Consider the following 25,374-nt stretch of genomic DNA (forward strand, 5'->3'; position numbering starts at 1 on the left):
AGCAGCTCAAGGAGGAGCTTGGCCTCGACCACTTCGAAGGGAGATCCTGGACGGGCTTACACCGACACGCCTTGATGACCATGATCGCCTACGCCTTCCTCCAATCCCGCCGCCTTAAAGCAGCGGGACGAAAAAAAAAGAATCGCGGGACCACCGCCACAGCCGAGCATGCCGGCCGTCAGGCAAGCCATCCTCGAGCTCTTCGCTCAGCCTCCACCCCGGCGATGCCCGCACTGTGAGAAACTCCTCGTCGACCCAGGCAAAACTAAACTGCCAGAGTAGTGCTAAGCAGCGGACTCTTTCACCGGGAGCGGCGACGCAGCGCCACCTCCCGCAAGATCCGGTTGCCGCGCAAGCCTCGTTTGAGGAGTTCCGGCCCTGGAGATCGCCTGCTCTTTGGAATCAAATGGCTGCAGAGCTTGGTGTGCAGGTGGCACCACGGTATGGTAGAGTCCAAGCTTGTGGAGCATTCCACCATGCAAAAGCTTCAGAGCCAGGGTGTTCACCACATCACGCTGACGGGCGCCAACCGCCAAACGTCGATCGATTTCTGGGAGGGCGTGCTCGGTATGCCCTTCGTGTTTGAGCAACCCAATCTCGACAACGCGTCCGAGAGCCATCTTTATTTTGATCCGGGCGATGGAAGGCTCATTACGGTCTTCACCGACGAGCATCGTAAGCCCGATCCCCGCCGGACGCCGACGGAGCCCGGCTGCGTGCATCACATCGCCTTTGCCGTCTCACGCGCCACCTTCTCGCAGGCGATCAAGCGCCTGGACGAACGCAAGATCAAACATACTGGCGCCAAGGACAGGGGCTTCATGGATTCCATCTATTTCACCGACCCGATGGGCCTTCTGATCGAGCTTGCGTGTTACCGATTTGAACCGCCGAACGGCTATACGCATGTGGATGTGCTTATGGAGGCCCATAAGATCCGCGTCTCCCGCGGAGATCGCAACATTGTCGAGGTTCATCTCGCCGATGCCATCGAGGCGCTGGTTGCGCGACGTAACGCGTCGCTCTCCACCGACAGGGCACCAAAGAACCCATATTGAGCGTCTTCGGCAGGGCCGAGATTGCAAATGGAGGAGGCCATGAACCTGAACGTGCTGAAGCCGAGTGTAAACAACATGGCAGTGCGCGTCTTTGTCCGTGCAGCCGATCTGGAGTTCACGGAAGAGGATGTTTACGGCAAGACACGTACGCCGGAATTCCTGCAGAAAAACCCCGCACACATGACGCCGATGCTGGAGACGAAGGAATTGCCGAAGGGCGGAATGTGGGAGAGCTGCGCCATCATGCAGTATCTCTGCAACAAGCATGAGATCACCACATTGTATTCGAAGACCGCCGAGCAGCGCGCCATGGTCGACAGCGCCATGTTTTATCTCATCGGCACGCTCTATCCCCTGGTCGCGCGAGCTACCTATCCGGCACTCGGCTTCCCGCAGTATCCGGGTGAAGTGGGCGCAAGCGACGCCGATGCGTCCGCGAAGGAGGCGGCACAGAAGGCCGCGATTGCCGCGGTTGCCGAGCCGCTCGAGGTGTTTCACAAGTTCTTTATGGATGGAAAGTCGTTCATCGGCGGCGCCGCGCCCTCGATCGCCGATATCCGACTCGCAGCGACCCTCGAGTTTCTTGCAGTGGTCGATTATCCGCTGCCTTCTTGGGCCACAACCTACATGGCAGCGATCGAGAAATCTCTGGGCAAGGCCTATTCGGAACCTGCGGCCGACGTACGCGGCTATATCGCCTATGTGAAATCGCAGAAGAAATAACAAAGCTGTTAATCGGCGTGGGGTTCTCGATGCCGATCGGTACGATAAGTCGATGATCCACTTGACGTTGGAGGGGTCATGCTTCGGCGCCGATTTACAAGCATTTCTCGTGTCGCGCGGCCAATTCTTCCGGATTGTAGTAGCCCCACAGGTCGGCGACCTCAATCTTTGGAACGTGGACGAACCAGAAAAGACAATGTATCGGCGGCGATCGGTTTCAGTCTTGGCTGAGACGAAAGAGGAATTGTTTCTGTTCTGCCGACAGCACGCCGCTTTGATGAGACGCTGGGAGGAAAACATGAGCAAACTTGCGCGTTCTATTTTCGTCGCCGCGCTAAGCTTTATCTTTATCGGTGCAGCACTCAGGCCCGTCGCAGCGGAGGAGCCCTACAAAGCTCAGCTCGATGCGTTGCGCAAGTCGCTGGAAAAATACCAGGATTATAGAGTAGCCGTGCGTGACCTCTACCTGTCGACTGTGGGCTGTGTACACTATTCTGGCGAGAAAATACCTCATCACATGGAATATCCCAAAGGCGCCATGGGCGTACACTTTGTCAATCTCACGGTACAAGGCGCTCCTGATCCGATGAAGCCCAATGTTCTGATCTACGAGCCCGTAGGCAAGGAACTGAAGCTGGTGGCTGTTGAGTGGCTTGTGCCTTTAACGGCAGACGCCAAGCAGCGGCCCTCTCTCTTCGGCCAACCCTTCATGGGCCCAATGGAGGGACACGAACCGCTCATTCCGAAGGAGTTTGTGCATTATGATCTGCATGCCTGGTTGTTCAAGGACAATCCGCTCGGCATGTTTGCCCCTACCAACCCATATGTTAGCTGCGAGGGCTCGGACTTTTCCCTGCTGGAGAAGCCGACCATGATGGTACAGGGCCCATAAGCACGTGTCCGGATCTGGCCCTTCGCGTCATTTCGCGTGCGTGCAATAATCAGCTCGCTTCAAGGTAAAAGCGGACATCAATTGGCAGGCAGGACCGACTGGCTCGGTCAAGAATGCCCCAACCCCGATTGCATTGCACACACCGGCGGGCAATCAAAGGCGAAGCTGTTGATCGAGGGCCTGAGTAAAGCGGGGTTGCCCGAATGAGCCCCCGCGCGGCGGCTAGCGCATGACCGCCTCTGGCCCCTCGCGTCATTTGCTGCTTCTGCACAAATGCGGGCGTTATCGGGACCGAAGCGGACATTGATTGATAGCGAGCACTGCCCGGCTCAGTCGCGGATGACCCTGAGCTAACTCGGCCGCCGCGTCGCTGCCACCTCCCTGCCACTAGCCGGACGGTCGTGCCACGCTGTCCCTGACACCGAGCACCTCGCGACGCCATGTCGCCGGGCCCACGCCGACCAAGGCCGAAAAGACCTTTGTCATGTGGCTCTGATTGGCGAATCCGGCTGATATCGCAATCTCGGCCAGCGGCAAGTCAGGCACGGTCATCAGCTTCTGGGCCGCTTTCACGCGCTGGCGAAGCAGCCATTGGTGCGGCGGCAGGCCGGTTGAGGCGCGAAACGCGCGCGAAAAATGGCTGACCGACAGGCCAAACTCGGCTGCGATCTGTTGTAATGAAAGAGTACCTCCGAGATCGGCGTCAAGCTTTTCACAGGCTTGTTTGGCCTGCCATGGGGCGAGACCGCCGCGGGCCAGCGTGCGGATGGTTCGCAGCCCCCCATAGGTTTGCGCGACGTGCGCGGTAAATGCGAGCATCGTGTAATCGATGAAGAGCCGGTTGATCTCAGCCGGCTGACGCAGCGCTTGCAGGAGCGCTCCACCGATATGACGGATGACCGGGTCGTCATGGCCGGCGCCAAGTTGAGAGGGGAGTTCACCAACACGCGGTGCGCCGGACTGCTCAGCGATGCCGTCGAGCGCCGAGCGCGGAAGATAGAAATGGAGGGAGTGGCATGGCTTGTCGATCACGAATCTCGGATTCTTCTTCATGTCGTACAGGTAGGTTGCGCCCGCATGGATGTTGTTCTTGACGGCAGGCGTGCCGAGTTCCCGCTGCTCGCAATCCGGATAATCGCTAAGTATCAGGCTGACAACATAGGAATCCTCAAGGACCATCCCGCCGGAAAGACTCCGCGTCGGGGCATCATCCCGGACTTCAGTGACGGCGATATCGGCGTTGCGCAGCGAACGCGTAATCAACGACAGCGGTTCATGCTCGAGGTCGAAGTACTGCCTGGCATTCTGACCGTAGAAACCCGTCGGCTTCATATGGAGGGGCCTTGTCTGCAAGATTTGGCCTGGCAGCGCATTCCCACGGCAGCCCGTGAGGTCCGCGGTCATTATCCGGTATCCCAGTGCGGAGGTCTAGAATTAGGGAGACGTAAACCGCACTTTATTGTGAGGCGAAGCGGTAGCTCTAAGGTGGCCCACAAATCTCAGATTGCGCCTCTTAGGCGTTTTCAGAATGAGCCGGTTTGCGTCGACAGCCGGGCCTTCTGCGACACCAATGCCGACTTCTGCCGATGGCCTTTCTGTGACCTCCGGCGATGTCCGCTATCGTACCGCTATTGGCGGATAAGCAGACATCAGGCTTGACCCAGCACCCCGATCACGGTGCACGACCTGGTCAGCCGCGCACGGCCACTGCGCGGCCGTAGGGCGGCTGGGCGGCGACCGGCGGATTGGCGGTCTGCGCGGCGAGTTCGCCGATCAGGCGGTCGGCATCCGCCGCCATGCCGTCGGGCGCCTGGATCACCAGCCGCTCCAGCGCCCAGCGATAGGACGAGACGCGCTGCTCCAGGCATTGCTGCACCCACTGGACGATCAGCGAGTTCTCCTGCATGCGCGCGACCGCGTCCGCCTTCTCTCTTGGCGACAGTTCGGAGACGCGCGCCATGCTGGCATTGCGCTTCTTGTCGAGATCGATGACGCGGATCGCACTGGCGAAGAACGGCTCGAAACGCGTGATGTCATTGCGCACGTCATCGATGAGCTGCGCATAGCGCGAGGAATGCGAGCGGTGTGGCTCGTCGATCAGGGTGCGGCCGTACATGGTGCGGTCGAACACCACCTTCTGCTGCCAGGGCGAGGGCAGCGCCTTGTAGTCGCCGAACACGCTCTTCCAGGCGGGACGGGACAACGGCGGCTCGATCATGGGATAGGCGAGGTCGCGAAGCTGGCGCTCCTCGTCGGTGAGCTGGAATTGCGAAGCCTTGAGACCAAGGCTGCCCGTCACCTCGGCACCCAGCCAACGGTGCATGTCGTCGCTGCGCATGTCTTCGCGGGTGCGGCCGAAATCGCCGCCGCTACAGGCGCCGAGCGTCGCGCCGGTCAGCGCGAGCAGCAGGGCCGACGCGAAACACCGGATCTTGTGGTGTGGGTCCGGCATTGCACGACAGCCGGATGATTAGCGACGCCGGCGGCGGCGCCCCGGCGCAGTGCCCTCTTCCGGCCCACGACCGCCGGTGGTCTCGTCCGATTCACGCTCGATGCGGATCACGGGAAGGATCAACACCGTCCCCATCTCTGCGAGCGGAGCGACATCCCCTGATGAGCCCAGCCGGCGATCGGCCGGAAATTCAATGATGGTCCCCATGTCAGCTCTCTTCTATTGCCGCGCGACCGAACGGTCCTCACAACATGGGTGCCATTAAGATCAGCACATGGTTAACGGGGTGTAAACGTGCCGGCCGGACCGTAACCGCACGGGTCAGACGCGCCGTCCCGTTGCGGCACGACAACTGCTGAAACTGCAGCACCGGTTCACACCTCGTTTTCCTTAACGAGCCTTTAAAACAACCCGCGATAGGCTGACGCGGACGATTTTTCTCGAGTTGCGTACGCCTCATGACCAAGCCGCTATTTCCAGCATTCGACGGGCTCATCACCCTCTCCCGTCGCGAAGGCGTCGATATTCGCCCCACGCTCCTGCGCGTGCTGACCGACCTTTATGTGCAGGCGAAGAGCCATAGCGGCGACGAGGAGCGGCAATTCGTCGAGCTCGCCTCGCGGCTGATCGACCAGGTCGACGATGCGACGCGCGCCGCGGTCAAGGCCCGTCTTGCGATCTATCCGGCAACACCCGCCCAGATCATGCAGAAGCTTGGGCTCCTGCCCGCGGATGAGGGCCGGCGGATTCCGCTGGCGCGCGAAATCCCCGCCCCGCCCGCCGCGTCCGCGCCCCCCCGCCTGCCGACCGATGCGGAGCTGCGGATGTCCGCGAACATGGCGATGCAACCAAAGGACGCCGCCGAGATCCACGACATGTTCTTCCGCGCCACGGCCTCGGAGCGCGCACTGATCCTGCACAATCTCGCGCAGACTCCCCTGAAGGCTGCGCCCCGCATTCCGACCGCCCGCGCCACGCGCGCCATCCAGACGCTGGAGTGGGCGGCCTATGCCGAGGACACCGAGAGCTTCACGCTGGAACTCGGCGAGAGCCTGATCCTGCCCTCGCGCGTTGCCGCGCAGATCGTGGATGATGCCGGTGGGGAAGCGCTTGCGGTCGCCGCGCGCGCGCTCGACATGCCGAGCCCCAACTTCCAGCGCATCCTCCTGTTCTTCAAGCCGGAGATCGGGACCTCGGTGAATACCGTCTACCGGCTGTCGCGGCTCTATGACCGCCTCAGCGATCGCTCGGCACTTGTGATGCTCGCCGCCTGGCGCGGCTCGACGCTCGCGGTGACGCGGGCAAAATATCAGTCGTCACTCTACGACGGCGAACGCCAGCGTGCGCGCAGCGGCGCGAGCCAGCCGCGGCCCGCGGTGCAGCCCGGCGCGATCCCGCCGATGCGGACAGGCACCGGCGGATCGGAGCGCTAGCGAGGGACGGGTTAGGTTGAATCAGTACGAGCCGGGGGTCACCTCTCCCATAGGGAGAGGTGACCCCCGGCTGTCGTCACACTCTAATCTTCACGCGCGCGCCAGTTCCAGGAAATGCCGCCCGGCGCGATCCTCCGTCTCGACGATCCAGGCGTCGGGATCGAAGCGGATTTCCTTGGTGATCCGTTCCTCGACCGCAGGCTCCGGCAAAGGCTGCGGCGCCATCGGCACGAAGAAGCGGTCGACCGGCCGGCCATCGTGGTAAACGGTCTGGGGCGCGGGCACGTACAGCATCGCATTGCCGTCAAGCAGCGACACCTTGACGAACACCGCGCCGGCCTCCTCGGCGCCGCGCCGGCGTACCGCGCCGAACACGCCCTCGGTCTGGCAGCGGCGCAAGTACGCTGCCACCCATATGTTCGATTTCAATCGCATGGACAGGACGATAGGCCAGCCGCGGAAGCAGCACCAGTGTCAGCGGCAAGCGACGGCGATTATTCGACCGGATGTCCGATCACCGCCGCGAGCTCGCGCAACAGCCGGTCGGACACCTGACCGGTCACCGGCATCTTGTGCTCGCGTTCGAATTTCTGGATCGCGGCCTGGGTTTCGCCGGAGATCGAGCCGGTCACCTTCAATTGCCCGTAGCCATATTCGGAGAGCGCGCGCTGCACGGCGGCGACGCGGCGCATTGCGGGGCTCTGCTGCGCCGGGATCGGCGCCGGCGGTCGCGCGACGACGACGGACTGCGACGGAGACGTCGTCGCCGTGGCCTTGACGAGATTGGTCAGAGGATCGGCAGACCTCGAGGTCGAGGCCGTTGCCTCGGGTGCCTTCTCGGGCGCCGGCGCCTTCTCTGCCGCCTTGGGCTCAGCGACCCGGAACTCCATCGGCTTCGGCTCGAGCGGCAGTGAATCGGCCGCGAGCGGGCGCGGCCGCGGCAACGGGTTCGACAATGCAGCGGCCGACGGCGCCGGCAAATTGATCACGGTGCCGAACATCGGAGCCGGATGGCGGCCGGTTTGCAGGAACAGCGCGTTGGCGACGATGGCACTGACCGCGGCAAAGGCCACGAGGCCGGCGAGCGTATCCTTGGGGCTGTGCAGCAGGATCCGCATCGCGAGATTGCGCTCGGTCTCGACGTCGACGACCGCCGCCTTGGCGCCACGGCGGCGCGGAGCATCCTCGTCCCTTGCAGACTTTCTAGGCACTTTTCTTCACCAAAGCCGGTTGGTCCTGAACATCATGGCGCGGCGGCGGCATCAGCGTCGCAATCTTGCTTTCGGCTTGCCGTCCTTGTGACGGCGCGCAGACGAGCGGCAACTTGATGGTGACGGCCGTCCCCTCTCCGAGCTTGCTTTGTATCGTCAACTCGCCGAGATGCAAGGCGACGATGCTCTTCACGATCGACAATCCGAGACCCGTGCCTTCGTGGCGACGCTGATAGGTCTTGCCGGCCTGGAAGAACGGCGCGCCAATCCGTTTCAAGTCGTCGGGCGCGATGCCGACCCCGGTGTCACTGATGCGAAGGAAGAGGTGCGATGGCGAAACCGTGGCGGCAACAGTGACCTGCCCTCCGCGCTCGGTGAACTTGATCGCGTTCGAAACGAGGTTGAGCACGATCTGCTTGAAGGCGCGCGGATCGCCGATCATCACCGGCAGATCCTGCGGCGCATCGGTGATGAGATCGATGCCGTTCTCGCGCGCCTTCAGCGCGAGCAGATTGCAGCAATGCAACAACGCAGCGCGCGGCGCGAACGGTTCCGGCGAAATCTCGAACTTGCCGGATTCCATCTTCGACATGTCGAGGATGCCGTTGACGACCGACAACAGATGCTGGCCGGAAGCGTTGATGAGCTCTGCGTATTCCTTGCGCTGGGCCGCCCCTAACATCAGGGTCTGTTCCTGCGCGATCATCTCGGAGAAGCCGATGATGGCGTTGAGCGGCGTGCGCAGCTCGTGGCTCATGGTGGCGAGGAAGCGCGTCTTGGCGGCATCGGCCGCCTCCGCGGCGCTGCGGGCCTGATCGAGCGCCTGCTCCTGCATCTTGCGATCGGTGATGTCGCGCATCACTGCGACGACCTCGGGCTCGCGCGTCACGCCGCGGCCCAAATCCTGGTCGACCAAGTCCTTGTCAACCAAGTCCTGGTCAAGCGGCCGGCAGCGCATCTCGACCCAGATGAAATCGACCTGGCCGCGCTCGCTGCCGCCGATCTCCCGCCGCAGCCGGAATTCGGCGCTGCGCACGTCGCCCCGCGCGGCGTCCGACAGCGCAGTGAGGTAGGCCGGGCGGTCGGCGACATGGACGCGGTCAAATAGGCCGTGACCAGTAAGCTGGGCGACCGGCAGGCCGAGCATGGCTTCGACCGCCGGCGAGATGAACTGGACTGCGCCGTTGCGCTGATGCCGCGAGATGACGTCGCTCATATTGCGCGCCAGCAGTCGGTAGCGCTCCTCTTCGCGCGACAGCAGCGCAACGCTGGTGCGGGCCAGCGATTCAGCGCCGAAAGCGAGACCCGCCGCATAGAGCGTCGCCGACGCAACGCCGAATGCGGTGAACATGCCGCGTTCGGCCGCATTGGCCTGGTCGAGCGGCAACCAGTCGAGATGACCGGACAGGATCAAGAGCGCCGCACAGGACAGCGCCAGCACCGAGGCAAAGGCAGCTACCCGGCGCGAGGCCGACAGCGCAGCCTCCAAGGGAACGACGACCAGCCAGACTGCGGCAAACGATTCGATGCCGCCCGTGGTTACCGCCACGGCCATGATTAGTCCGGCGAGCGCCAGCGACGACAGCACATGGGCGCCTTCATAGCGGCCGGTGCGCGAAAGGAACCACGACAGAAGAATTGGCGCGATCAGCCAGGCGAAAGCCGCGACTTCGATCGCGCTGGGTGCGCCGCGCATGGCGAGATAGATCGGGAATGCAGCAAAGGCGGCGAGGCTGCCGAGAAGCCTGGGGGCCATGAAAGCCCGATGGCGTGCCCGCGTCAGCGCGTCAAAACGCGCCGAGGGATGCAACAGCGCATCGAGACAATCGCGGATGATACTCAAAACTGTCACGGGTCTCGCGCTTCGGCTCATGCATCGAAAAGACGCGCCGGAACGCCTCCTTATCGTTGAGCCACCGTGTCAGAGTGACATTAAACGAACGCTAAGGCGGTGGCGCGTGCGGCAGAACACCGTGTGATCGTGGGAAATTTTACGCGATTTGACGGTTTCATTCGCGCGGATGGTGAACGCGGGGTTTCCGCCCCCCTCGCCTTATGGTTTCGAATTGGTGGAAGGGCGCAAACGGGCGATCGCGAGCCGGCATCAATCGAAAATTTACGAGCCGTTCGATTCGTTCAAATCTCACACAAATTTTCGCCGAATTAAGCTCAACGCAATCACTTGCGATTTATCGAGGGGTGCTAGGTCGAAGGCCCGCGGGGGTGCCGCCGGCTGGATCTAACACGCAAGGTCGCACGATGCGTTTTCTGCTCCGCATCACATTCTGGCTCGGGCTGGTGCTGGTGCTTCTGCCGCGGGACAAGACTCCCGAATCGGAGAAGCTGCCGCAGGTCGGCGCCGCCGAAGCCGTCTCGGCTGCGACTGCGGCCGTCTCCGACATGAGCCAGTTCTGCAAGAGGCAGCCGGCGGCCTGTGAGGTCGGCGGACAGGCCGCGACCATCATCGGTCAGCGGGCGCAGGACGGGGCACGCAAGCTCTACCAGATCATCAACGACAAGAAGGAGCAGATTTCCAACGGCAGGAACGACAAGAGCGACAAGAAGGCGCCTGACCACACCGGCTCGATCGGCAGCATGGCTGAAGCCGATCTCGACCCGACTACGGCACAGCGCGACACCCTGACCCAGGACGACCTGGCGCTCGAATGGCGCGGGCCGGAAACGGCGAATTAGGGCCCAAACCCTATCGATTTCGCATCCTTGCGTCCCTATATTGGCCGTGAGATCACACACGGGCCATCATGACAACGATCGACGAAATCAGGGACAATTTCGAGATTCTGGACGAGTGGGACGACCGCTACCGGTACGTCATCGAACTCGGCCGTTCCCTGGAACCGATGCCGGAGGCGGAACACTCCGCCGCGAACAAGGTGCAGGGCTGCGTCAGCCAAGTCTGGCTGTCCAAGCGGATCGATCGCGAGAACGGTACGCCGGTCCTGAAGTATCGCGGCGATAGCGACGCCCATATCGTGCGCGGGCTGGTGGCGATCCTGCTCTCGCTCTATTCCAACCGCTCACCGCAGGAGATTCTTGCGACCGACGCGCTCGTGGTGTTCGACGAGTTCGGCTTTCGCGAGCACCTGACGCCGCAGCGCTCCAACGGCCTGCGCTCAATGGTCGAACGCATCCGCACCGATGCGCGCGAGGCGCTCGCCGAGGCCTCGTGACGCAACGCTATTTGCGTTTGCGCTGCTGCTGCCCCAGCCCCATTTTCTTCGCCAGTTGCGACCGCGCCACCGCGTAGTTCGGCGCCACCATGGGATAGTCGGCCGGCAGGCCCCATTTCTCGCGATATTGTTCCGGCGTCATGTTGTACTGGGTGCGCAGATGGCGCTTCAGCGACTTGAAGCGCTTGCCGTCCTCGAGGCACACCAGATAGTCCGGCGCGATCGACTTCTTCAGCGATACCGCGGGCTTGGCCGGCTCGAGCGGCGGTTCGGTCCGACCCGCGGAGACCCGCACCAGCGCGCCATGCACCTGGCTGATCAGGTTCGGGATCTCGGCCGCCGGCGTCGGATTGTTGCTGAGATACGCCGAGACGATGTTTGCCGTCAGCTCGATGAAGTTTTTGCCCGCCGCTTCTGACACGGATGGACCTCAGGACCGCTGGTCGAGATGCGTGCGCAGCTCGTCGATCGAGGCGAAGCGCATCATGCCCTCGGGCATCTGCGCCTCGATCGAACCGTCGGAATAGAGTGAATAGGCCATCCCGTCGACGACGCCCGATTTGAGCACGGTGATAGCCGGCTGCTCGGACGGTGGCGCCGGACGCGGCTCAGGTGCCGGCGGCGGCGCGGCTTCCGTAGAGGTCGAGGGTGTACGAAGCGGCGGGGGCGGCGGGCGGCGCGGCGGAGTTGCCTCCGGCGGCCGCATGCGTTCGGGCTTCGGCCAGGCATCGTCGAAGCTCGCCGGCGGCGGCTCTGCAGGCTCGGCAGCCACGGGCGCCGGATGCTCCTCACCCGGTGCGGCCTCCGCAGCCTTGGCCTGAGCGCGCTCGCGCTCCTTGCGCGAGGTCGAAGCGAACAAGAGATTGCGCCGGCGCGGTGCTTCAGGCGCTTCCGGCACCGGCGGCACTTCGGCGCGTGTACGCGCCGCTGCTTCATCCTGCCAGGGGGGCGGCGCAGCCGGAGATACCGGCATCGACGGCTCGAACTTGGCGGCCTCGGCAGGAACCGCTTCCGGCCCAGGCATGCCCGCAGTCGCAAGGCCCGGCGGAAGCACCGGCCTGACCCGAACCTCGGACAGTGGCGTCGTTGCGGCGAGCCGGCGGGCAATGCCCTTCAGCTCCTGCACGACAGCATACAGGCCGATCAGTAACATCCCGGAGCAGACGCCGATGGTCCCGCTGAGTATGAGAGTACTGCCGAGACTGAATTCCTTGAGCGAGATGCCCCAGAGGACCGTGAGGAGACCCGCCACAAAGGCGAAAATCCCCGCGATCAGCAATGCCAGCGTCATCGAACTCACCCCCGGCCGCGCATGAGCGCGCGACACCACCTACGCCACGATACCGTCATATCGCACGCCTCGCCAACGACCAATTGCCCTAGCCGTTCCTTAAAATAGCGAAATCAGGGACTTATTCACATTCCCTTCAGCAACATCTCGCTAGCTCTATCAAAACTCCAGGATTCGGAAATTGCTGCGTTGCATCAGGAATTTAGCCATAATGCGCAATTACTTGGAAATGGAACTGCGCTATAGGGTTCCCGGGGAAAAGGGCCGTGCGCGCCAGCACGGCCGAGAGGGGATTCCGGGTCACCGATTGCCATGACATCCATCACCACTTCGGCGATCGACACGCCTCTGGGGCGCTCGATTGAGCGGACATGCGATGACCTTGCCATGCTGGTGCTGGCGGCGGTCGCGGTCATCGCGGGGCTGACCTTCCGCGACTACGGGCTTGGCTGGGACGACTATACCCACGCCGAATATGCCGACCTCCTGCTGCGCATGTTCGGGTCCGGCTTCAAGGACACCGCGGCGCTCTCCTTCGCCAATCTCTACATGTATGGCGGCGGCTTCGACATGGTCGCGGCGCTTCTGCACAAGGTCATGCCGCTCGAGCTGTTCGAGACCCGGCGTCTCGTCGGCGCCGTCGTCGGCGTGATCGGGCTTGCGGTGACCTGGCGGCTCGCTCGCCGCGTCGGCGGACCGCTTGCCGGCCTCGCAGCACTCCTGCTGCTCGCGCTCTGCCCGATCTTCTACGGGCACATGTTCATGAACCCGAAGGATGCGCCCTTCGCGGTGGCGATGACCATCCTGATGCTCGGCCTGGTACGACTGGCCGAGGAATATCCGCAGCCCTCGCCGCGCACGATTCTGATCGTCGGCCTCGGCGCGGGCCTCTCGATCGGCACGCGCATTCTCGGGGGCCTTTCGCTCGTCTATGCGATGATCGGCTTCATGCCGCTGTTCCTGGAAGAGCTGCGCGTCGAAGGCACCCGCGAAGCGATCCGCCGCTTCGTCCATGTCGTCTACGTGCTGCTGCCCGGCCTCGTGCTCGGCTATCTCATCATGGGCCTGATCTGGCCGTGGTCGATCATGGAGCCCGGCAATCCGTTCCAGGCGCTGACCTACTTCTCGCATTTCTTCGAGAAGCCCTGGAAGGAGATGTTCGACGGCGCGCTGGTGTCCGTGCCCGACATGCCCTGGTCCTATCTGCCGACGCTGTTCGCGCTGCAATTGCCCGAAGTGATGCTGTTGCTGATGATCGGCGCCGTCGTCGGCGCTCTGGTCATCCTGCCGCGCCGCGAGGTTCCGGCGCGCCGCAAGACCATCCTGTTGATGCTGACGCTAGCAGCCACGCTGCCGCTCGTGATCGCGATGGTGAAGCGGCCCGCGCTCTACAACGGCATCCGCCACTTCGTCTTCGTCATTCCGCCGATGGCCGTCCTGGGCGGCGTCGCCTTAGCCTGGACCATAGAGCGTCTGCGGGCCAATCATCGCGCCTGGCAGCCGGTCGTGCTCGCCACCTTCTGCTTCGGCCTCGCGCTGCCGCTCGCCGAGATGATCCGGCTGCATCCCTATCAATACACCCACTTCAACCATATCGCCGGCACCGTGCGCGCCGCCGACGACCGCTTCATGCTGGACTATTGGGGCCTTGCCCTGAAGCAGGCCTCCGACGAGCTGCGCGAGCAGCTCATCGAGCGGCAGGAAGTCCCGCCGCGCAATCGCAAATGGAAGGTCGCGGTGTGCGGCCCGCAGCGGCCCGCGCAGGTCGCGCTCGGTCCCGATTTCACCATCGGCTGGGATTCCAATGCCGCAGACTTCGCCATGACGCTCGGCGAGTTCTACTGCAAGGGCCTCACCGCGCCGGTCATGGTCGAGATCAAGCGCGACGACGTGGTCTTCGCCCGCGTCTACGACATCCGCGGCCGCAGCATTTCCAGCCTGCTGTCGATCCCGGCGCCGTAGTTCAGGATCATCTCCCGTAGCCGGATGAGCGCAGCGATATCAGGGGACCTGGATGGAAATCCCGCATGTCGCTTCGCTCATGCGGGCTACGCGTGACTGCCGCGCAATAGCTACCTTGCTGCGACTTCCTCGCAGGACTAGGCTCCCGCTCCGCAACAACGAGGTTCGGAGAGATTTGCCATGTCACCAGCGGAAGCGCGCCTGAAGGAAGCGCCGTCGAACATGACGGAGGCCGAGTGGCAACAGCGGGTCGATCTCGCCGCCTGCTACCGTCTCGTCGCCCTCTACGGCTGGGACGACCTGGTCGACACCCACATCTCAGCCCGCGTGCCCGGCCCCGAGCATCACTTCCTCATCAACCCCTACGGGTTGATGTTCGACGAGATCACCGCATCGAGCCTGGTCAAGGTCGACCTGCACGGCAACCAGCTCACCGAGAGCGAGTACAGCATCAACCCCGCCGGCTTCACCATCCATTCGGCGATCCATGAGGTGCGCGAGGACGCGATCTGCGTGCTGCACCTCCACACGCTCGACGGCACCGCGGTCTCCAGCAGCGCGGAAGGATTGTTGCCGCTGAACCAGACCGCGCAGCTCGTCACGCACGACCTCGCCTATCACGACTATGAAGGCATCGCGCTCGATCACGAGGAGCGGCCGCGGCTCCAGAAGGACCTCGGCGACCACAACCACATGCTCTTGCGCAACCACGGCACGCTCACGGTCGGCCGCTCGGTCGCCTCCGCGTTCGAGCGCATGTACCATCTCGAGCGCGCCTGCTCGATGCAGGTGCGTACGCGTGCCCTCGGCACGCCGGTCTATCCGGTCGAGGAGATCGCCATCGAGAAGAACACCGAGCTGTTGTCGAACCGCGATCGCGCCGAGCTGCGCGCCACCAATCTGGTATGGCCGCCTCTGCTGCGTAAGCTCGACCGCGTCAATCCGGGCTACCGGACTTGAGATTTGCGAAAATTCGTGTAGGATCTTCTGCGAACGACCTCTGCACGTTCTGGAATGAAACGCCGCCCAATCCAGGGCGGCGTTTTTATTTTGCGTAACTTCGTAGGGTGGGCAAAGCGAAGCGTGCCCACCTCTTCCGTCGCAATCTTTGAAAGATGGTGGGCACGGCGCTTCGCGCCTTTGCCCACCCTACGCACCCCGCGCCTACTTCACCTCCGCGAGCGCGGCGAGGATGCGGGCCCAGGAGCGAATGCCCTTCTGGAAGCTTTGCAGATCGTACTTTTCATTCGGCGAATGGATGTTGTCGTCGTCGAGGCCGAAGCCGACGAGCAGCGAGTCCAGCCCAAGCGTGCGCTTGAAGTCGGCGACGATCGGGATCGAGGCGCCCGAGCCCATCAGCACGGTCTCCTTACCCCATTCGTCCGTCAGTGCCTTCTTGGCGGCGGCGAGCGGCTTCATGTTCCAGTCGAGCGCGATCGCGGGCGCAGCCGAATGGTCGCCGAACTCGACCTTGCAGTCGCCCGGAATGCGCGCCGACACGTAGTCGCGGAAGGCCTTGCGGATCCTCGCGGGATCCTGCCCTTCGACCAGGCGGAACGAGACTTTCGCGGAGGCATGTGACGGGATCACCGTCTTGGAGCCTTCGCCGATGTAGCCGCCCCAGATGCCGTTGACGTCGCAGGTTGGGCGCGAGGAGGCTTGCTCGATCAGCAGCCGTCCCTTTTCGCCGGCCGGGATCGACAGGCCGATCGGCTTGAGGAACGTCTCCGGCGTCAGATTGAGCTTCTTCCACTGCTCGAGAATATCCGCGGGCAGGTCCTTCACCCCGTCATAAAAACCGGGAATGGTGATGCGGCCGTCATCGTCGAATAGCCCGCCCAAAATCTTCGTCAGCACGCGGATCGGGTTCATCGCCGCGCCGCCGAACACGCCGGAATGCAGATCGCGGTTGGCGGCGGTGATCTTCACCTCTTCATAGAGCAGGCCGCGCAGCGACGTCGTGATCGCCGGCGTGTTGCGATCCCACATGCCGGTATCGCAGACGAGCACATAGTCGGCCTTGAACTCGTCCTTGTTGGCCTCGATGAACGGCACGAAGTTCTTCGAGCCGACCTCCTCCTCGCCTTCGATCAGGAAGGTGACGTCGATGGGCAGCGAGCCCGTCACGGTCTTCCAGGCGCGGCAGGCCTCGACGAAGGTCATCACCTGCCCCTTGTCGTCCTCGGCGCCGCGCGCGACGATGATCTTGCGGCCGTCGGCATGATCGGTGACGACGGGCTCGAATGGCGGACGGTGCCAGAGATCGAGCGGATCGACCGGCTGCACGTCGTAGTGTCCATAGAACAGCACGTGCGGACGTCCGCTCGCCTTGCTCTTGCCGACGACGGCGGGATGGCCCGCGGTCGGCCTGACCTCCGTTGCAACGCCGAGGCTTGCGATGTCCTTGGCGAGATGCTCGGCCGCCGCTTTGCAATCATTGGCAAAGGCCGGGTCGGCCGAGATCGACTTGATCCGCAGCAGCGCGAACAGGCGCGTCAGGCTGTTGTCGAAATCCTTGTCGATGTGATCGAGCACGGACTGGAGCTGTGCATTGGACATTGTTTTCGTTCCTGACTTGCAGTGGTTCTCAAGGCGCTGCTTTTAGCGCCGCCGCGGCTTTCGAGCCAGACACCCGTGCGTCAGCGTCGCAGCAATCCGCCCAGCGCGCCACGCACCAGGGCGCGGCCGACCGAGCCGCCGAGCTGGCCGCCGACCGACTTGCCGAGATCGGCGACAACGCCGCCGACCACCTGATTCGTGACCGTGCGCGTCACGTCGCGTACGACACGCTGACCGGTGGTGAGCCGGCCGCGCCCGGTGTTGGTGCCGAAGATGGTGCCGACGATCGAGCCGATCTGGCCGAGGATGCCGCCCCCGCCTCCGCCCGCCGAGCCGTCAGCCGTCGCCGCCGTGCCGGCGATGCGCTTTTGCAGGATCTCATAGGCGGATTCGGCATCGATCGCGGTGTCGTATTTGCCCTTCACCGGGCTTGCATCCATGATCGCCTTGCGCTCCTCCGGCGTGATCGGCCCGATCCGCGCCGAGGGCGGACGGATCATCACCCGCTCGACCATCGAAGGCGTGCCGTTGCCTTCGAGGAAGGACACCAGCGCCTCGCCCTTGCCGAGCTCCATGATCACCTTGGTGGTGTCGAGTTTCGGATTGGGCCGGAAGGTCTGCGCCGCGGCGGCGACCGCCTTCTGGTCGCGCGGGGTGAAGGCGCGCAGCGCGTGCTGCACGCGGTTGCCGAGCTGCCCAAGCACCCGGTCGGGCACGTCGATCGGGTTTTGCGTGACGAAGTAGACGCCGACGCCCTTGGAGCGGATCAGGCGGACCACCTGCTCGATCTTGTCCATCAGCGCCTTGGGCGCGTCGTTGAACAGAAGGTGCGCCTCGTCGAAGAAGAACACCAGCTTCGGCTTGGGCAGATCGCCCGCCTCGGGCAGCTCCTCGAACAGCTCCGACAGCATCCACAACAGGAATGTCGCGTAAAGCCGTGGGCTCTGCAGCAGCTTGTCCGCGACCAGGATGTTGATCATGCCGCGGCCGTCGCGGTCGGTCTTCATGAAGTCCTTCAGCGTCAGCGCCGGCTCGCCGAAGAATTTCGTGCCGCCCTGATTCTCCAACACCAGGAGCTGGCGCTGGATGGTCCCAACGGTTGCCTTGGTGACGTTGCCGAAACCCTGGGCAGCTTTCCGGATCGGCGCCAGCGGATCTTCCCCGGCATCCGGCCCCTTCTTGCTCGTGTCGGGCACGATGGCGTCGAGCAACGCCCGCAGGTCCTTCATGTCGATCAGGGTCAGGCCATTGTCGTCGGCGACGCGGAAGGCGACGTTGAGCACACCCTCCTGCACGTCGTTGAGATCAAGCATGCGGGCCAAGAGAAGCGGGCCCATCTCGGTGACGGTCGCGCGCACGGGATGCCCCTGCTCGCCGAAGACGTCCCAAAACACCGTCGAGAACTGGTCGGGCTGGAACGTCAGCCCCATGTCAGCGGCGCGCTTGACGATGAAATCCTTGGCCTCTCCCACTTCGGAGATGCCCGAAAGGTCGCCCTTGATATCGGCGGCGAAGACCGGGACACCCGCGCGCGCAAATCCTTCCGCCATCACTTGCAGTGACACCGTCTTGCCGGTTCCGGTTGCTCCGGTGACGAGGCCATGGCGGTTGGCGAGCGCAAGCGTCAGCCAGGCGGTCTCATCTCCCTTGCCGACAAAGATCTTGTCGCCGGTATCTCCGAGCTTGATGTCTTGTGCTGCCATTACTGATTGCCTTGGTGCGGGAGTGCGATCGCAGGTTCCGTACTTTAACGTATGTTGGGTGCCGATTGAACGGGTCAACGCATTTCACGAAGCGCGCACATGCGACATTATCGGAGGCGAGACGCCTAATCCTTCGACAAAAGTCGGAACGATAAGTGCCCACCGCGGCAATTTTTCGCGGATTCCATCTTTTGCTCTTGCATCGCTGCAACACTCCCCGCGCGATTCGTCGCCGCTCATGCGTTCGTCGCTTGTAATTCTTAACGCACCGGCTCAAGATCATTTTCAGAAGCAAAGACTCCGGACTTGAACCGGCTGAGGGGCAGGCAAGATGGACGAGCTGATCGGGCGGCTGGCGACAAACGCCGGCATCGATAGTGCTGTCGCTGAAAAAACCATCGGCATTATCCTGGGTTTTCTGCGCAACGAAGGCCCTTCCGACGGCGTCCAGGCTCTGATCGACCACATTCCCGGTGCCGAAGCCGCGATTGCCGCGTCGCAAAGCGGCGGCGGTCTGTCGCGCCTGATGGGCGGCGGCCTGATGGCTGTCGGTACCCGGCTGATGGGCCTTGGTCTCGGCATGTCCGATATTCAAAAGATCGCCCGTGAACTTTTTCGTTTCGGTCGAGACAAAATCGGAGCGGATCAGATGGGCAAGATCATTGCGGGGACGCCGGGCCTCAGCCAGTTCGCCTGAGGCTTTCGCACTTCATATCGAGCATCATGACATATCCCATCTCCGAGATTGAGGGCCTGTCGGCCTTCGCCGCCAGCAAGCTGAAGGCGCAGGGCATCCGCACCACCGTCGCGCTGCTCGAAGCTGCCAGCACCTTGAAGGGTCGCAAGGCGCTCTCCGCCAGGACCGGCATCAGCGAGCAGCAGCTCCTGGAATGGGCCAACGTCTCCGACTACATGCGCATTCCCGGAATGGGCAAGGCCAAGGTCAACCTCGTCCGCGCCGCCGGCGTCACCACCGTCCGCGAGCTCGCCTATCGCAACCCGTCGCGGCTGGCGCAGAACATGCGCGCGGTGAACGAGAAGCGGAAGCTGGTCCGCGTTCTGCCGTCGGAGAAGTCCGTCGGCGACCTCATCGCCAAGGCCCGCAAGCTGCCGCCGAAGATTTCGTATTAGCTTATTCCTTCATCCTGAGGCGCGAGAGCAGCGGCGCAATTGCGCTGCTGCGTGAGCCTCGAAGGATGAACGGCCGAGATGCAGCAGCAGGGCCGTTCATCCTTCGAGGCCAACGCTTCGCTCCGGCACCTCAGGATGACGGTCGCCTCCTCTTCCCGTCTTGACTCGCCGTTCCCGACCGCGCAAAGCGACCGCATGAGCGCCTCGCCCTCGCACCCAGCCCCGTCCACTGCCCCATGGCTGCAGACGCTGCTGGCCAGGCCGGTCCCGGCCGTGATGGGCGTGCTCAACGTCACCCCGGATTCCTTCTCTGACGGTGGGCAATTCATCGCGCCCGACGAGGCGCTGGCGCGGGCGCGCACCATGATCGCCGATGGCGCCGACATCATCGACATCGGCGCGGAATCCACCCGGCCCTACAAGGGCGCCCAGCCGGTCACAGCGGAGGAGGAGTTGCGGCGGCTAAAACCTGTCCTCGCCGACATCGTCGCGCTCGGCGTGCCGGTCTCGATCGACAGCATGAAGTCGGAGGTCGTGGCCTTCGCACTGGACCAGGGCGTCGCGATCGCCAACGACGTCTGGGGCCTGCAGCGTGATGCCGGCATGGCGGCGGTAGTAGCGGCGAAAAAAATCCCCGTCATCGTGATGCACAACCGCGATAGCGTCGACCCTGCCATCGAGATCATGCAGGACATGACCGCGTTCTTTCAGCGCTCGCTCGACATCGCGGCGAAGGCAGGCATCCCTGAGGACTACATCGTGCTCGACCCCGGCATCGGCTTCGGCAAGACGCCTGACCAGAGCATGACAGCACTGGCGCGCCTCAACGAGCTCAGCGCCTTCGGGCTGCCGGTGCTGGTCGGCGCCTCGCGCAAGCGCTTCATCGCATCGGTATCTCCGTCGGAGCCGCAGCAGCGGCTCGGCGGCTCGATCGCCGCCCATCTCATCGCCGCGCAGCGCGGCGCGCGGATCATCCGCACCCATGACGTCGCCGAGACCCTGCAAGCCCTGCGGGTCGCCACCGCCATCGAGAGCAAGCCATGACCGATACGATCTTCGTCACCGGCCTCGTGATCCATGCCCGCCACGGCGTGATGGAGCATGAGACCGAGGTCGGCCAGCGCTTCGTCATCGACCTCGAGCTCTACGCCGACCTCCAGGAATCCTCGCGCACTGACCGGCTAGCTGACACCGTCTCCTATGCCGACGTGGTCGCGACCACGACGGCCGCGTTCAAGAACACCAACTACAAGCTCTTGGAGCGCGCGGCCGGTGCAGTGGCCGATGCCATCCTGTCGCATTTTTCGCGCATCCGTGCGGTGAAGGTTACCGTGCACAAGCCGCATGCGCCGATCGCCGCCATCTTCGATGACGTCGGCGTGGTGCTGACGCGCTCGCGGCACCCGGCTCATGGCTAGTGGCCCGATTCTACATTCGCACACCCTCGCGGAGGCACGTTTGCGAATGTCAGAATCAAAGGGCCACTAGCAACTTTATTGTTTGCTAGCGGACCGGATTTGACGTTCGCAGAAGGAAGCTCGGCAAATGGAGAGCGAACGTCAAATCCGGTCCGCTAGCGCGCTCATCGCGCTGGGCGGCAACGTCGGCGACGTCCGTGCGACTTTCAAGGACGCGATCCCGGACATCTGCGGCATGGCGCAGGCAAAGCTGCTCGCGCGCTCGTCCGACTATTCCACCCCGCCCTGGGGCGATGAGGACCAGGCACCCTTCATCAACGCCTGCATCGCGATCGAGACCGCGCTCGATCCGCTTGCGCTGCTATCCGTGCTGCAAAAGGTCGAGCAGAGCTTCGGCCGTGCCCGGGCCACGGAGCGGCGCTGGGGGCCGCGCACACTCGATCTCGACCTGATCGCCTATGACGATGTGTCCTTGCGAACGCCGGAGCTGACGCTGCCGCATCCGCGCCTGTTCGAGCGCGCCTTCGTGCTGGTGCCGCTCGCCGAAATCGCGCCCGACCGCATGATTGGCGGCACCCGCGTTCGCGACGGCCTCGCCAGCGTCTCAGCACAAGGAATCGTGCGGCTTCCGGATACCGGTTAACCAAAAACAACCGTTTGCAGGGGCGGCCGGCCGTGGCAATTTCGCCCCCAAACGACGAAAACGGATTTTTCCGGGAGTTTCCTGCCGAATGACCTCCGCGACCGACGATCTGCCGCTGGCGGCGGATTTCCCGCAGGCGAGTTACGAGGATTGGCGCAAGCTGGTCGATGGCGTGCTGAAGGGCGCGCCGTTCGAAAAGCTCGTCGGCAAGACGTATGATGGCTTGAAGATCGATCCGCTCTACCCGCGCGCGAAGGATGTCGCGGCCGTGGTGGGACGGGCGGCGGCCGCGCCCTGGGAGGTGATGCAGCGGATCGACCATCCCGATGCAACGCAGGCAAACGCGCAGGCGCTCGCGGATCTCGAGAATGGCGCGACGGGTCTGGCGCTGGTGTTCGCCGGCGGCAACGGCAGCCATGGCTTTGGCCTGGAACCGACGGCGGATGCGGTCGCGAAGGTTCTGAAGGATGTTCACCTCGATGCCGGCATCGGCATCGAGCTTCAGGTCGGCCCGCAATCGCGGATGGCCGCGATCCATGTTGCGGAATATGTGAAGAGCAAGGGCATCGATCCTGCGGCCTGCGACATCCGCTTTGGCCTCGATCCACTCGCGGCCTGCGCGGTCTGGGGTCACAGCCCCTACGCCTGGGAGGAGATCGTTCCCGCGGTGACCTCTGGGATCAAGGGCCTCGCAGCGCTCGGCTTCAAGGGACCGTTCGCCTCCGCAGATGGACGCGTGATCCATGATGCCGGCGGATCGGAGGTGCAGGAGCTCGCCTTCGTGCTCGCCTGCGGCGTTGCGTATTTGCGCGCGATCGAAGGCGTCGGCGTTCCGCTCGAGGAGGCCCAAGGCATGGTCTATGCGCGGCTTGCGGCCGACGCCGACCAATTCCTGACCATGGCAAAGTTCCGCGCGCTGCGGCTATTGTGGGCGCGCATCGAGCAGGCTTGCGGCTTGACGCCGAAGCCGCTGTTCATCACGGCCGACACCGCCTGGCGCATGCTGACGCAGCGCGACCCCTACGTGAACATGCTGCGCGCGACCATGGCGACATTCGCCGCGGGGCTCGCCGGCGCCAACGCAATCACGGTGCTGCCGCACACGCTGGCGCTCGGCCTGCCCGATCCGTTCGCACGGCGCGTGGCGCGCAACACGCAGCTCGTGCTGATCGAGGAGAGCAATCTCGCAAAGGTCGCCGATCCCGCCGCGGGCGCAGGCGGCATCGAGACGCTCACGGCGCAGCTTTGCGAGGCCGCCTGGGCGCTGTTCCAGGAAACCGAAAAAGCTGGCGGCGCCTTTGCCACGCTTCAGCAAGGCCTGATCCAGGGCAAGGTCGCCGCAACGCGCAAGGCGCGCGAGACCAACATCGCAAAGCGCCGCGACGTGCTGACTGGCGCGAGCGAGTTTCCGAACCTGCAAGAGAGCGACGTGGCCCTGCTGCCGGCGACGCCCGTCGCTCTTGCGCCCTACGGCGAGCAAAAGTTCAAATTCGACCCGCTTGCGCCGATCCGCCTTGCGGAACCTTTCGAGGCGCTGCGCGACAAATCCGACGCAAAGCTGAAGGCAAGCGGCGCGCGACCAAAGGTGTTTCTGGCCAATCTCGGCACGGCGGCCGATTTCACCGCGCGCGCAACCTTCGCAAAGAGTTTCTTCGAAGCCGGCGGCATCTTGGCGGTCGACAGCGAGGGCTTTGCCGATCCGGCAAAGCTTGCAGCCGCCTTCAAGGCGTCGGGCGCCGAGCTCGCCTGCCTTTGTTCCAGCGACAAGGTCTACGCGGCCCATGGAGAAGCTGCGGCCAAGGCCCTGCAAAGCGCTGATACGAAGCATATCTATCTGGCAGGCCGGCCGGGCGAGAACGAAACCGCGTTGCGCTCGGCCGGCGTCAGCGGATTCATCTTCGCCGGTGCCGATGCGCTGGCCATGCTGCAAGACGCCTATCGACGGATGGAGCAGGCATGACCGAGACGAAAAAACCCGTTCTCACCGGCGGCTGCCAATGCGGCGCGGTACGCTTTGCGACCACGACCGCGCCGAACAAAATCAGTATCTGCCACTGCCGGATGTGCCAGAAGGCGAGCGGCGCGCCGTTCGCCTCCTTCGCCGATATCAACAGGACGGACTTTTCCTGGACCAAGGGACAGCCGTCGTTCTTCCGCTCCTCCACCATCGCCGAGCGCGGCTATTGCGCGGCTTGCGGCACGCCGCTGAGTTTCGGCCGCATCGACGGCGAGCGGATCGAGATCATGACCGGCGCCTTCGACCGCCCGGATCACGTGGTGCCGACGCGGCAATACGGAACTGAATCCCGGCTCGGTTGGGTCGTCGGAATCGCCAACCTGCCAAGCCAGACCACGCAGCAGAATTACGGGCCGGAGAAGATGGCGACCATCGTCAGCTATCAGCATCCGGATCATGATTGAGAGCGAAAGAGTCGAGGCAGCAACTCTGATAGGCTATACCATGCTTCGGTTGTTCGGAGAGACGTTGCTAGGTTTGGCGGAATGGAAGCTCGGAACACTGCTTGCGCGGCTGCTCTGGAGCGGAACTGGTGTGATGACTGAGAGCCGATTGGACGATCCGGTCTACAAGAAGAATGTGCAAAGGCTGATCGAGCACCATCGCAGCTTTGAGGACTCCAAGAGATGAGCCGCATTCCCAATTTCGCCGATGTCGCCTTCGAGCGGACCATAACCGGCGCTCCGACCGGAAGCGCCGAGCCATGGCTGACCCCTGAGGGCATACCGGTGAAGAGCGCCTATGGCGAAGCCGATCTCGCCGGCCTCGACTTCCTCGATACGTACCCCGGCATCGCGCCCTACCTGCGCGGCCCCTACCCGACCATGTATGTCAACCAGCCGTGGACGGTCAGGCAGTATGCCGGCTTCTCCACGGCGGAGGATTCCAACGCCTTCTATCGTCGCAACCTCGCGGCCGGACAGAAGGGCCTCTCGGTCGCCTTCGATCTCGCGACCCATCGCGGCTATGATTCCGACCATCCGCGCGTCGGCGGCGACGTCGGCATGGCCGGTGTCGCCATCGATTCCATCTACGACATGCGCACGCTGTTTGCCGGCATCCCGCTCGACCGGATGAGCGTGTCCATGACCATGAACGGCGCGGTGCTGCCGATCCTCGCACTGTTCGTGGTGGCGGCCGAAGAACAGGGCGTGCCGCCGGAAAAACTCTCCGGCACCATTCAGAACGATATCTTAAAAGAATTCATGGTGCGCAACACCTACATCTATCCGCCGAGCCCATCGATGAGGATCATCTCCGACATCTTCGCCTTCACCTCCTCGAGGATGCCGAAGTTCAATTCGATCTCGATCTCCGGCTATCACATGCAGGAGGCCGGCGCGACGCAGGATCTCGAGCTTGCCTATACGCTCGCCGACGGCGTCGAATATCTGCGTGCGGGCCTTGCTGCCGGGCTCGACGTCGACCGCTTCGCGCCGCGCCTGTCGTTCTTCTGGGCGATCGGCATGAACTTCTTCATGGAAGTCGCCAAGATGCGCGCCGCGCGCCTGCTCTGGGCGAAGCTGCTCAAGCCGTTCAACCCCAGGGATCCGCGTTCGCTCTCGCTGCGTACCCATTGCCAGACCTCCGGCTGGTCGCTGACCGCGCAGGACGTCTTCAACAACGTCATGCGCACGACGGTGGAGGCGATGGCGGCGACACAAGGCCACACCCAGTCGCTGCACACCAA

The 25,374-nt window shown here is 63.6% G+C and carries 27 protein-coding genes and 1 pseudogene; 18 read left to right on the top strand and 10 right to left on the bottom strand.

Annotated elements, in window-relative coordinates:
- From YUU_RS0145960 to YUU_RS0145975, 4 genes and pseudogenes are all read left to right on the top strand, one after another.
- Window positions 1–239: pseudogene (locus YUU_RS0145960) on the top strand (IS701 family transposase); the annotation flags it as partial.
- Window positions 240–476: 237 nt separating this feature from the next.
- Complete coding sequence (locus YUU_RS0145965; RefSeq protein ID WP_027528121.1) at window positions 477–1,058, top strand: VOC family protein; 582 nt, start codon at window positions 477–479, stop codon at window positions 1,056–1,058.
- A gap of 27 nt (window positions 1,059–1,085) precedes the next feature.
- A complete protein-coding gene (locus YUU_RS0145970) occupies window positions 1,086–1,781 on the top strand; it encodes a glutathione S-transferase family protein (RefSeq protein ID WP_084802021.1) in 696 nt (231 codons plus the stop codon).
- Window positions 1,782–2,079: 298 nt separating this feature from the next.
- Window positions 2,080–2,673: a hypothetical protein gene (locus YUU_RS0145975; protein WP_027528123.1), complete on the top strand. Its 594-nt coding sequence runs from the start codon at window positions 2,080–2,082 to the stop codon at window positions 2,671–2,673.
- A 387-nt stretch (window positions 2,674–3,060) separates the two neighbouring features.
- On the opposite strand, the gene YUU_RS0145980 is transcribed toward YUU_RS0145975, so the two are convergent.
- The 3 genes from YUU_RS0145980 to YUU_RS0145990 form a co-directional block, all read right to left on the bottom strand.
- Window positions 3,061–4,005 carry an AraC family transcriptional regulator gene (locus YUU_RS0145980; RefSeq protein WP_027528124.1) on the bottom strand — a complete coding sequence of 315 codons (945 nt, stop codon included), beginning with the start codon at window positions 4,003–4,005 and terminating at the stop codon, window positions 3,061–3,063.
- Window positions 4,006–4,363: 358 nt separating this feature from the next.
- Entirely contained in the window at window positions 4,364–5,125 is a 762-nt protein-coding gene (locus YUU_RS0145985) for a hypothetical protein (RefSeq protein ID WP_027528125.1), read from the bottom strand.
- A gap of 18 nt (window positions 5,126–5,143) precedes the next feature.
- Complete coding sequence (locus YUU_RS0145990; RefSeq protein WP_027528126.1) at window positions 5,144–5,332, bottom strand: hypothetical protein; 189 nt, start codon at window positions 5,330–5,332, stop codon at window positions 5,144–5,146.
- A gap of 251 nt (window positions 5,333–5,583) precedes the next feature.
- Here YUU_RS0145990 and YUU_RS0145995 point away from each other — a divergent pair, with 251 nt between their 5' ends.
- A complete protein-coding gene (locus tag YUU_RS0145995; RefSeq protein ID WP_027528127.1) occupies window positions 5,584–6,558 on the top strand; it encodes a DUF2336 domain-containing protein in 975 nt (324 codons plus the stop codon).
- Between the two features lie 90 nt (window positions 6,559–6,648).
- On the opposite strand, the gene YUU_RS0146000 is transcribed toward YUU_RS0145995, so the two are convergent.
- The 3 genes from YUU_RS0146000 to YUU_RS0146010 are packed head-to-tail and all read right to left on the bottom strand — an operon-like array spanning window position 6,649 to window position 9,642.
- Window positions 6,649–6,993, bottom strand: a complete 345-nt coding sequence (locus YUU_RS0146000) for a DUF1491 family protein (protein ID WP_027528128.1) — start codon at window positions 6,991–6,993, stop codon at window positions 6,649–6,651.
- A gap of 59 nt (window positions 6,994–7,052) precedes the next feature.
- Entirely contained in the window at window positions 7,053–7,769 is a 717-nt protein-coding gene (locus tag YUU_RS0146005; RefSeq protein WP_027528129.1) for a peptidoglycan-binding domain-containing protein, read from the bottom strand.
- Window positions 7,762–9,642 carry a PAS domain-containing sensor histidine kinase gene (locus YUU_RS0146010; protein ID WP_156944950.1) on the bottom strand — a complete coding sequence of 627 codons (1,881 nt, stop codon included), beginning with the start codon at window positions 9,640–9,642 and terminating at the stop codon, window positions 7,762–7,764. The genes YUU_RS0146005 and YUU_RS0146010 overlap by 8 nt, the downstream gene beginning before the upstream one ends.
- A gap of 386 nt (window positions 9,643–10,028) precedes the next feature.
- Here YUU_RS0146010 and YUU_RS0146015 point away from each other — a divergent pair, with 386 nt between their 5' ends.
- Together YUU_RS0146015 and YUU_RS0146020 are read left to right on the top strand one after the other, a co-directional pair.
- Window positions 10,029–10,463 carry a DUF5330 domain-containing protein gene (locus YUU_RS0146015; protein ID WP_027528131.1) on the top strand — a complete coding sequence of 145 codons (435 nt, stop codon included), beginning with the start codon at window positions 10,029–10,031 and terminating at the stop codon, window positions 10,461–10,463.
- Between the two features lie 68 nt (window positions 10,464–10,531).
- A complete protein-coding gene (locus tag YUU_RS0146020) occupies window positions 10,532–10,960 on the top strand; it encodes a SufE family protein (RefSeq protein WP_027528132.1) in 429 nt (142 codons plus the stop codon).
- A 7-nt stretch (window positions 10,961–10,967) separates the two neighbouring features.
- On the opposite strand, the gene YUU_RS0146025 is transcribed toward YUU_RS0146020, so the two are convergent.
- Window positions 10,968–11,381 (bottom strand): MucR family transcriptional regulator, encoded by a 414-nt coding sequence (locus YUU_RS0146025; RefSeq protein WP_027528133.1) that lies wholly within the window; start codon window positions 11,379–11,381, stop codon window positions 10,968–10,970.
- 9 nt (window positions 11,382–11,390) lie between these two features.
- Window positions 11,391–12,251, bottom strand: a complete 861-nt coding sequence (locus YUU_RS0146030) for a hypothetical protein (protein WP_027528134.1) — start codon at window positions 12,249–12,251, stop codon at window positions 11,391–11,393.
- Window positions 12,252–12,563: 312 nt separating this feature from the next.
- Here YUU_RS0146030 and YUU_RS0146035 point away from each other — a divergent pair, with 312 nt between their 5' ends.
- Window positions 12,564–14,213, top strand: a complete 1,650-nt coding sequence (locus YUU_RS0146035) for a glycosyltransferase family 39 protein (protein WP_027528135.1) — start codon at window positions 12,564–12,566, stop codon at window positions 14,211–14,213.
- Between the two features lie 180 nt (window positions 14,214–14,393).
- Complete coding sequence (locus tag YUU_RS0146040) at window positions 14,394–15,173, top strand: class II aldolase/adducin family protein (protein WP_027528136.1); 780 nt, start codon at window positions 14,394–14,396, stop codon at window positions 15,171–15,173.
- Between the two features lie 204 nt (window positions 15,174–15,377).
- Here YUU_RS0146040 and YUU_RS0146045 read toward each other — a convergent pair whose 3' ends face one another.
- Both YUU_RS0146045 and YUU_RS0146050 read right to left on the bottom strand, forming a co-directional pair.
- Entirely contained in the window at window positions 15,378–16,772 is a 1,395-nt protein-coding gene (locus tag YUU_RS0146045; RefSeq protein WP_027528137.1) for a M20/M25/M40 family metallo-hydrolase, read from the bottom strand.
- An 80-nt stretch (window positions 16,773–16,852) separates the two neighbouring features.
- Window positions 16,853–18,475 (bottom strand): helicase HerA-like domain-containing protein, encoded by a 1,623-nt coding sequence (locus YUU_RS0146050; protein ID WP_027528138.1) that lies wholly within the window; start codon window positions 18,473–18,475, stop codon window positions 16,853–16,855.
- A gap of 331 nt (window positions 18,476–18,806) precedes the next feature.
- Here YUU_RS0146050 and YUU_RS0146055 point away from each other — a divergent pair, with 331 nt between their 5' ends.
- From YUU_RS0146055 to YUU_RS54580, 9 genes are all read left to right on the top strand, one after another.
- Window positions 18,807–19,172: a hypothetical protein gene (locus YUU_RS0146055; protein ID WP_027528139.1), complete on the top strand. Its 366-nt coding sequence runs from the start codon at window positions 18,807–18,809 to the stop codon at window positions 19,170–19,172.
- A 26-nt stretch (window positions 19,173–19,198) separates the two neighbouring features.
- Window positions 19,199–19,606, top strand: a complete 408-nt coding sequence (locus YUU_RS0146060) for a DUF4332 domain-containing protein (RefSeq protein WP_027528140.1) — start codon at window positions 19,199–19,201, stop codon at window positions 19,604–19,606.
- A gap of 195 nt (window positions 19,607–19,801) precedes the next feature.
- The gene (gene folP, locus YUU_RS0146065; protein WP_027528141.1) at window positions 19,802–20,650 is read left to right on the top strand and encodes a dihydropteroate synthase; all 849 of its coding nucleotides are present in this window, start codon (window positions 19,802–19,804) and stop codon (window positions 20,648–20,650) included.
- Complete coding sequence (gene folB / locus YUU_RS0146070; RefSeq protein ID WP_027528142.1) at window positions 20,647–21,024, top strand: dihydroneopterin aldolase; 378 nt, start codon at window positions 20,647–20,649, stop codon at window positions 21,022–21,024. The genes folP and folB overlap by 4 nt, the downstream gene beginning before the upstream one ends.
- Window positions 21,025–21,151: 127 nt before the next feature.
- On the top strand, window positions 21,152–21,667 hold the full coding sequence (gene folK / locus YUU_RS0146075; protein ID WP_035665299.1) for a 2-amino-4-hydroxy-6-hydroxymethyldihydropteridine diphosphokinase: 516 nt from the start codon (window positions 21,152–21,154) through the stop codon (window positions 21,665–21,667).
- An 88-nt stretch (window positions 21,668–21,755) separates the two neighbouring features.
- Entirely contained in the window at window positions 21,756–23,627 is a 1,872-nt protein-coding gene (locus YUU_RS0146080; RefSeq protein WP_027528144.1) for a methylmalonyl-CoA mutase family protein, read from the top strand.
- Window positions 23,624–24,088 carry a GFA family protein gene (locus tag YUU_RS0146085; RefSeq protein WP_027528145.1) on the top strand — a complete coding sequence of 155 codons (465 nt, stop codon included), beginning with the start codon at window positions 23,624–23,626 and terminating at the stop codon, window positions 24,086–24,088. Before YUU_RS0146080 ends, YUU_RS0146085 begins: the two co-directional genes overlap by 4 nt.
- Entirely contained in the window at window positions 24,081–24,314 is a 234-nt protein-coding gene (locus YUU_RS0146090) for a hypothetical protein (protein WP_245288332.1), read from the top strand. The genes YUU_RS0146085 and YUU_RS0146090 overlap by 8 nt, the downstream gene beginning before the upstream one ends.
- Window positions 24,311–25,374 (top strand): methylmalonyl-CoA mutase family protein (locus YUU_RS54580; protein ID WP_035665303.1); only part of this gene is annotated, 1,064 nt, incomplete at its 3' end. The genes YUU_RS0146090 and YUU_RS54580, both read left to right, overlap by 4 nt.

The organism is Bradyrhizobium sp. Ec3.3, from assembly GCF_000472925.1.
In the GTDB taxonomy this organism is placed as follows: Bacteria; Pseudomonadota; Alphaproteobacteria; order Rhizobiales; family Xanthobacteraceae; genus Bradyrhizobium.

Bases quoted from the DNA above. Each gene is read 5' to 3' on its own strand.
- YUU_RS0145965 (WP_027528121.1), top strand. From the start codon at position 477: ATGCAAAAGCTTCAGAGCCAGGGTGTTCACCACATCACGCTGACGGGC.
- YUU_RS0145970 (WP_084802021.1), top strand. From the start codon at position 1,086: ATGGAGGAGGCCATGAACCTGAACGTGCTGAAGCCGAGTGTAAACAAC.
- YUU_RS0145975 (WP_027528123.1), top strand. From the start codon at position 2,080: ATGAGCAAACTTGCGCGTTCTATTTTCGTCGCCGCGCTAAGCTTTATC.
- YUU_RS0145980 (WP_027528124.1), bottom strand. From the start codon at position 4,005: ATGAAGCCGACGGGTTTCTACGGTCAGAATGCCAGGCAGTACTTCGAC.
- YUU_RS0145985 (WP_027528125.1), bottom strand. From the start codon at position 5,125: ATGCCGGACCCACACCACAAGATCCGGTGTTTCGCGTCGGCCCTGCTG.
- YUU_RS0145990 (WP_027528126.1), bottom strand. From the start codon at position 5,332: ATGGGGACCATCATTGAATTTCCGGCCGATCGCCGGCTGGGCTCATCA.
- YUU_RS0145995 (WP_027528127.1), top strand. From the start codon at position 5,584: ATGACCAAGCCGCTATTTCCAGCATTCGACGGGCTCATCACCCTCTCC.
- YUU_RS0146000 (WP_027528128.1), bottom strand. From the start codon at position 6,993: ATGCGATTGAAATCGAACATATGGGTGGCAGCGTACTTGCGCCGCTGC.
- YUU_RS0146010 (WP_156944950.1), bottom strand. From the start codon at position 9,642: ATGAGCCGAAGCGCGAGACCCGTGACAGTTTTGAGTATCATCCGCGAT.
- YUU_RS0146015 (WP_027528131.1), top strand. From the start codon at position 10,029: ATGCGTTTTCTGCTCCGCATCACATTCTGGCTCGGGCTGGTGCTGGTG.
- YUU_RS0146020 (WP_027528132.1), top strand. From the start codon at position 10,532: ATGACAACGATCGACGAAATCAGGGACAATTTCGAGATTCTGGACGAG.
- YUU_RS0146030 (WP_027528134.1), bottom strand. From the start codon at position 12,251: ATGACGCTGGCATTGCTGATCGCGGGGATTTTCGCCTTTGTGGCGGGT.
- YUU_RS0146035 (WP_027528135.1), top strand. From the start codon at position 12,564: ATGACATCCATCACCACTTCGGCGATCGACACGCCTCTGGGGCGCTCG.
- YUU_RS0146040 (WP_027528136.1), top strand. From the start codon at position 14,394: ATGTCACCAGCGGAAGCGCGCCTGAAGGAAGCGCCGTCGAACATGACG.
- YUU_RS0146045 (WP_027528137.1), bottom strand. From the start codon at position 16,772: ATGTCCAATGCACAGCTCCAGTCCGTGCTCGATCACATCGACAAGGAT.
- YUU_RS0146050 (WP_027528138.1), bottom strand. From the start codon at position 18,475: ATGGCAGCACAAGACATCAAGCTCGGAGATACCGGCGACAAGATCTTT.
- YUU_RS0146055 (WP_027528139.1), top strand. From the start codon at position 18,807: ATGGACGAGCTGATCGGGCGGCTGGCGACAAACGCCGGCATCGATAGT.
- YUU_RS0146060 (WP_027528140.1), top strand. From the start codon at position 19,199: ATGACATATCCCATCTCCGAGATTGAGGGCCTGTCGGCCTTCGCCGCC.
- folP (WP_027528141.1), top strand. From the start codon at position 19,802: ATGAGCGCCTCGCCCTCGCACCCAGCCCCGTCCACTGCCCCATGGCTG.
- folB (WP_027528142.1), top strand. From the start codon at position 20,647: ATGACCGATACGATCTTCGTCACCGGCCTCGTGATCCATGCCCGCCAC.
- folK (WP_035665299.1), top strand. From the start codon at position 21,152: ATGGAGAGCGAACGTCAAATCCGGTCCGCTAGCGCGCTCATCGCGCTG.
- YUU_RS0146080 (WP_027528144.1), top strand. From the start codon at position 21,756: ATGACCTCCGCGACCGACGATCTGCCGCTGGCGGCGGATTTCCCGCAG.
- YUU_RS0146085 (WP_027528145.1), top strand. From the start codon at position 23,624: ATGACCGAGACGAAAAAACCCGTTCTCACCGGCGGCTGCCAATGCGGC.
- YUU_RS0146090 (WP_245288332.1), top strand. From the start codon at position 24,081: ATGATTGAGAGCGAAAGAGTCGAGGCAGCAACTCTGATAGGCTATACC.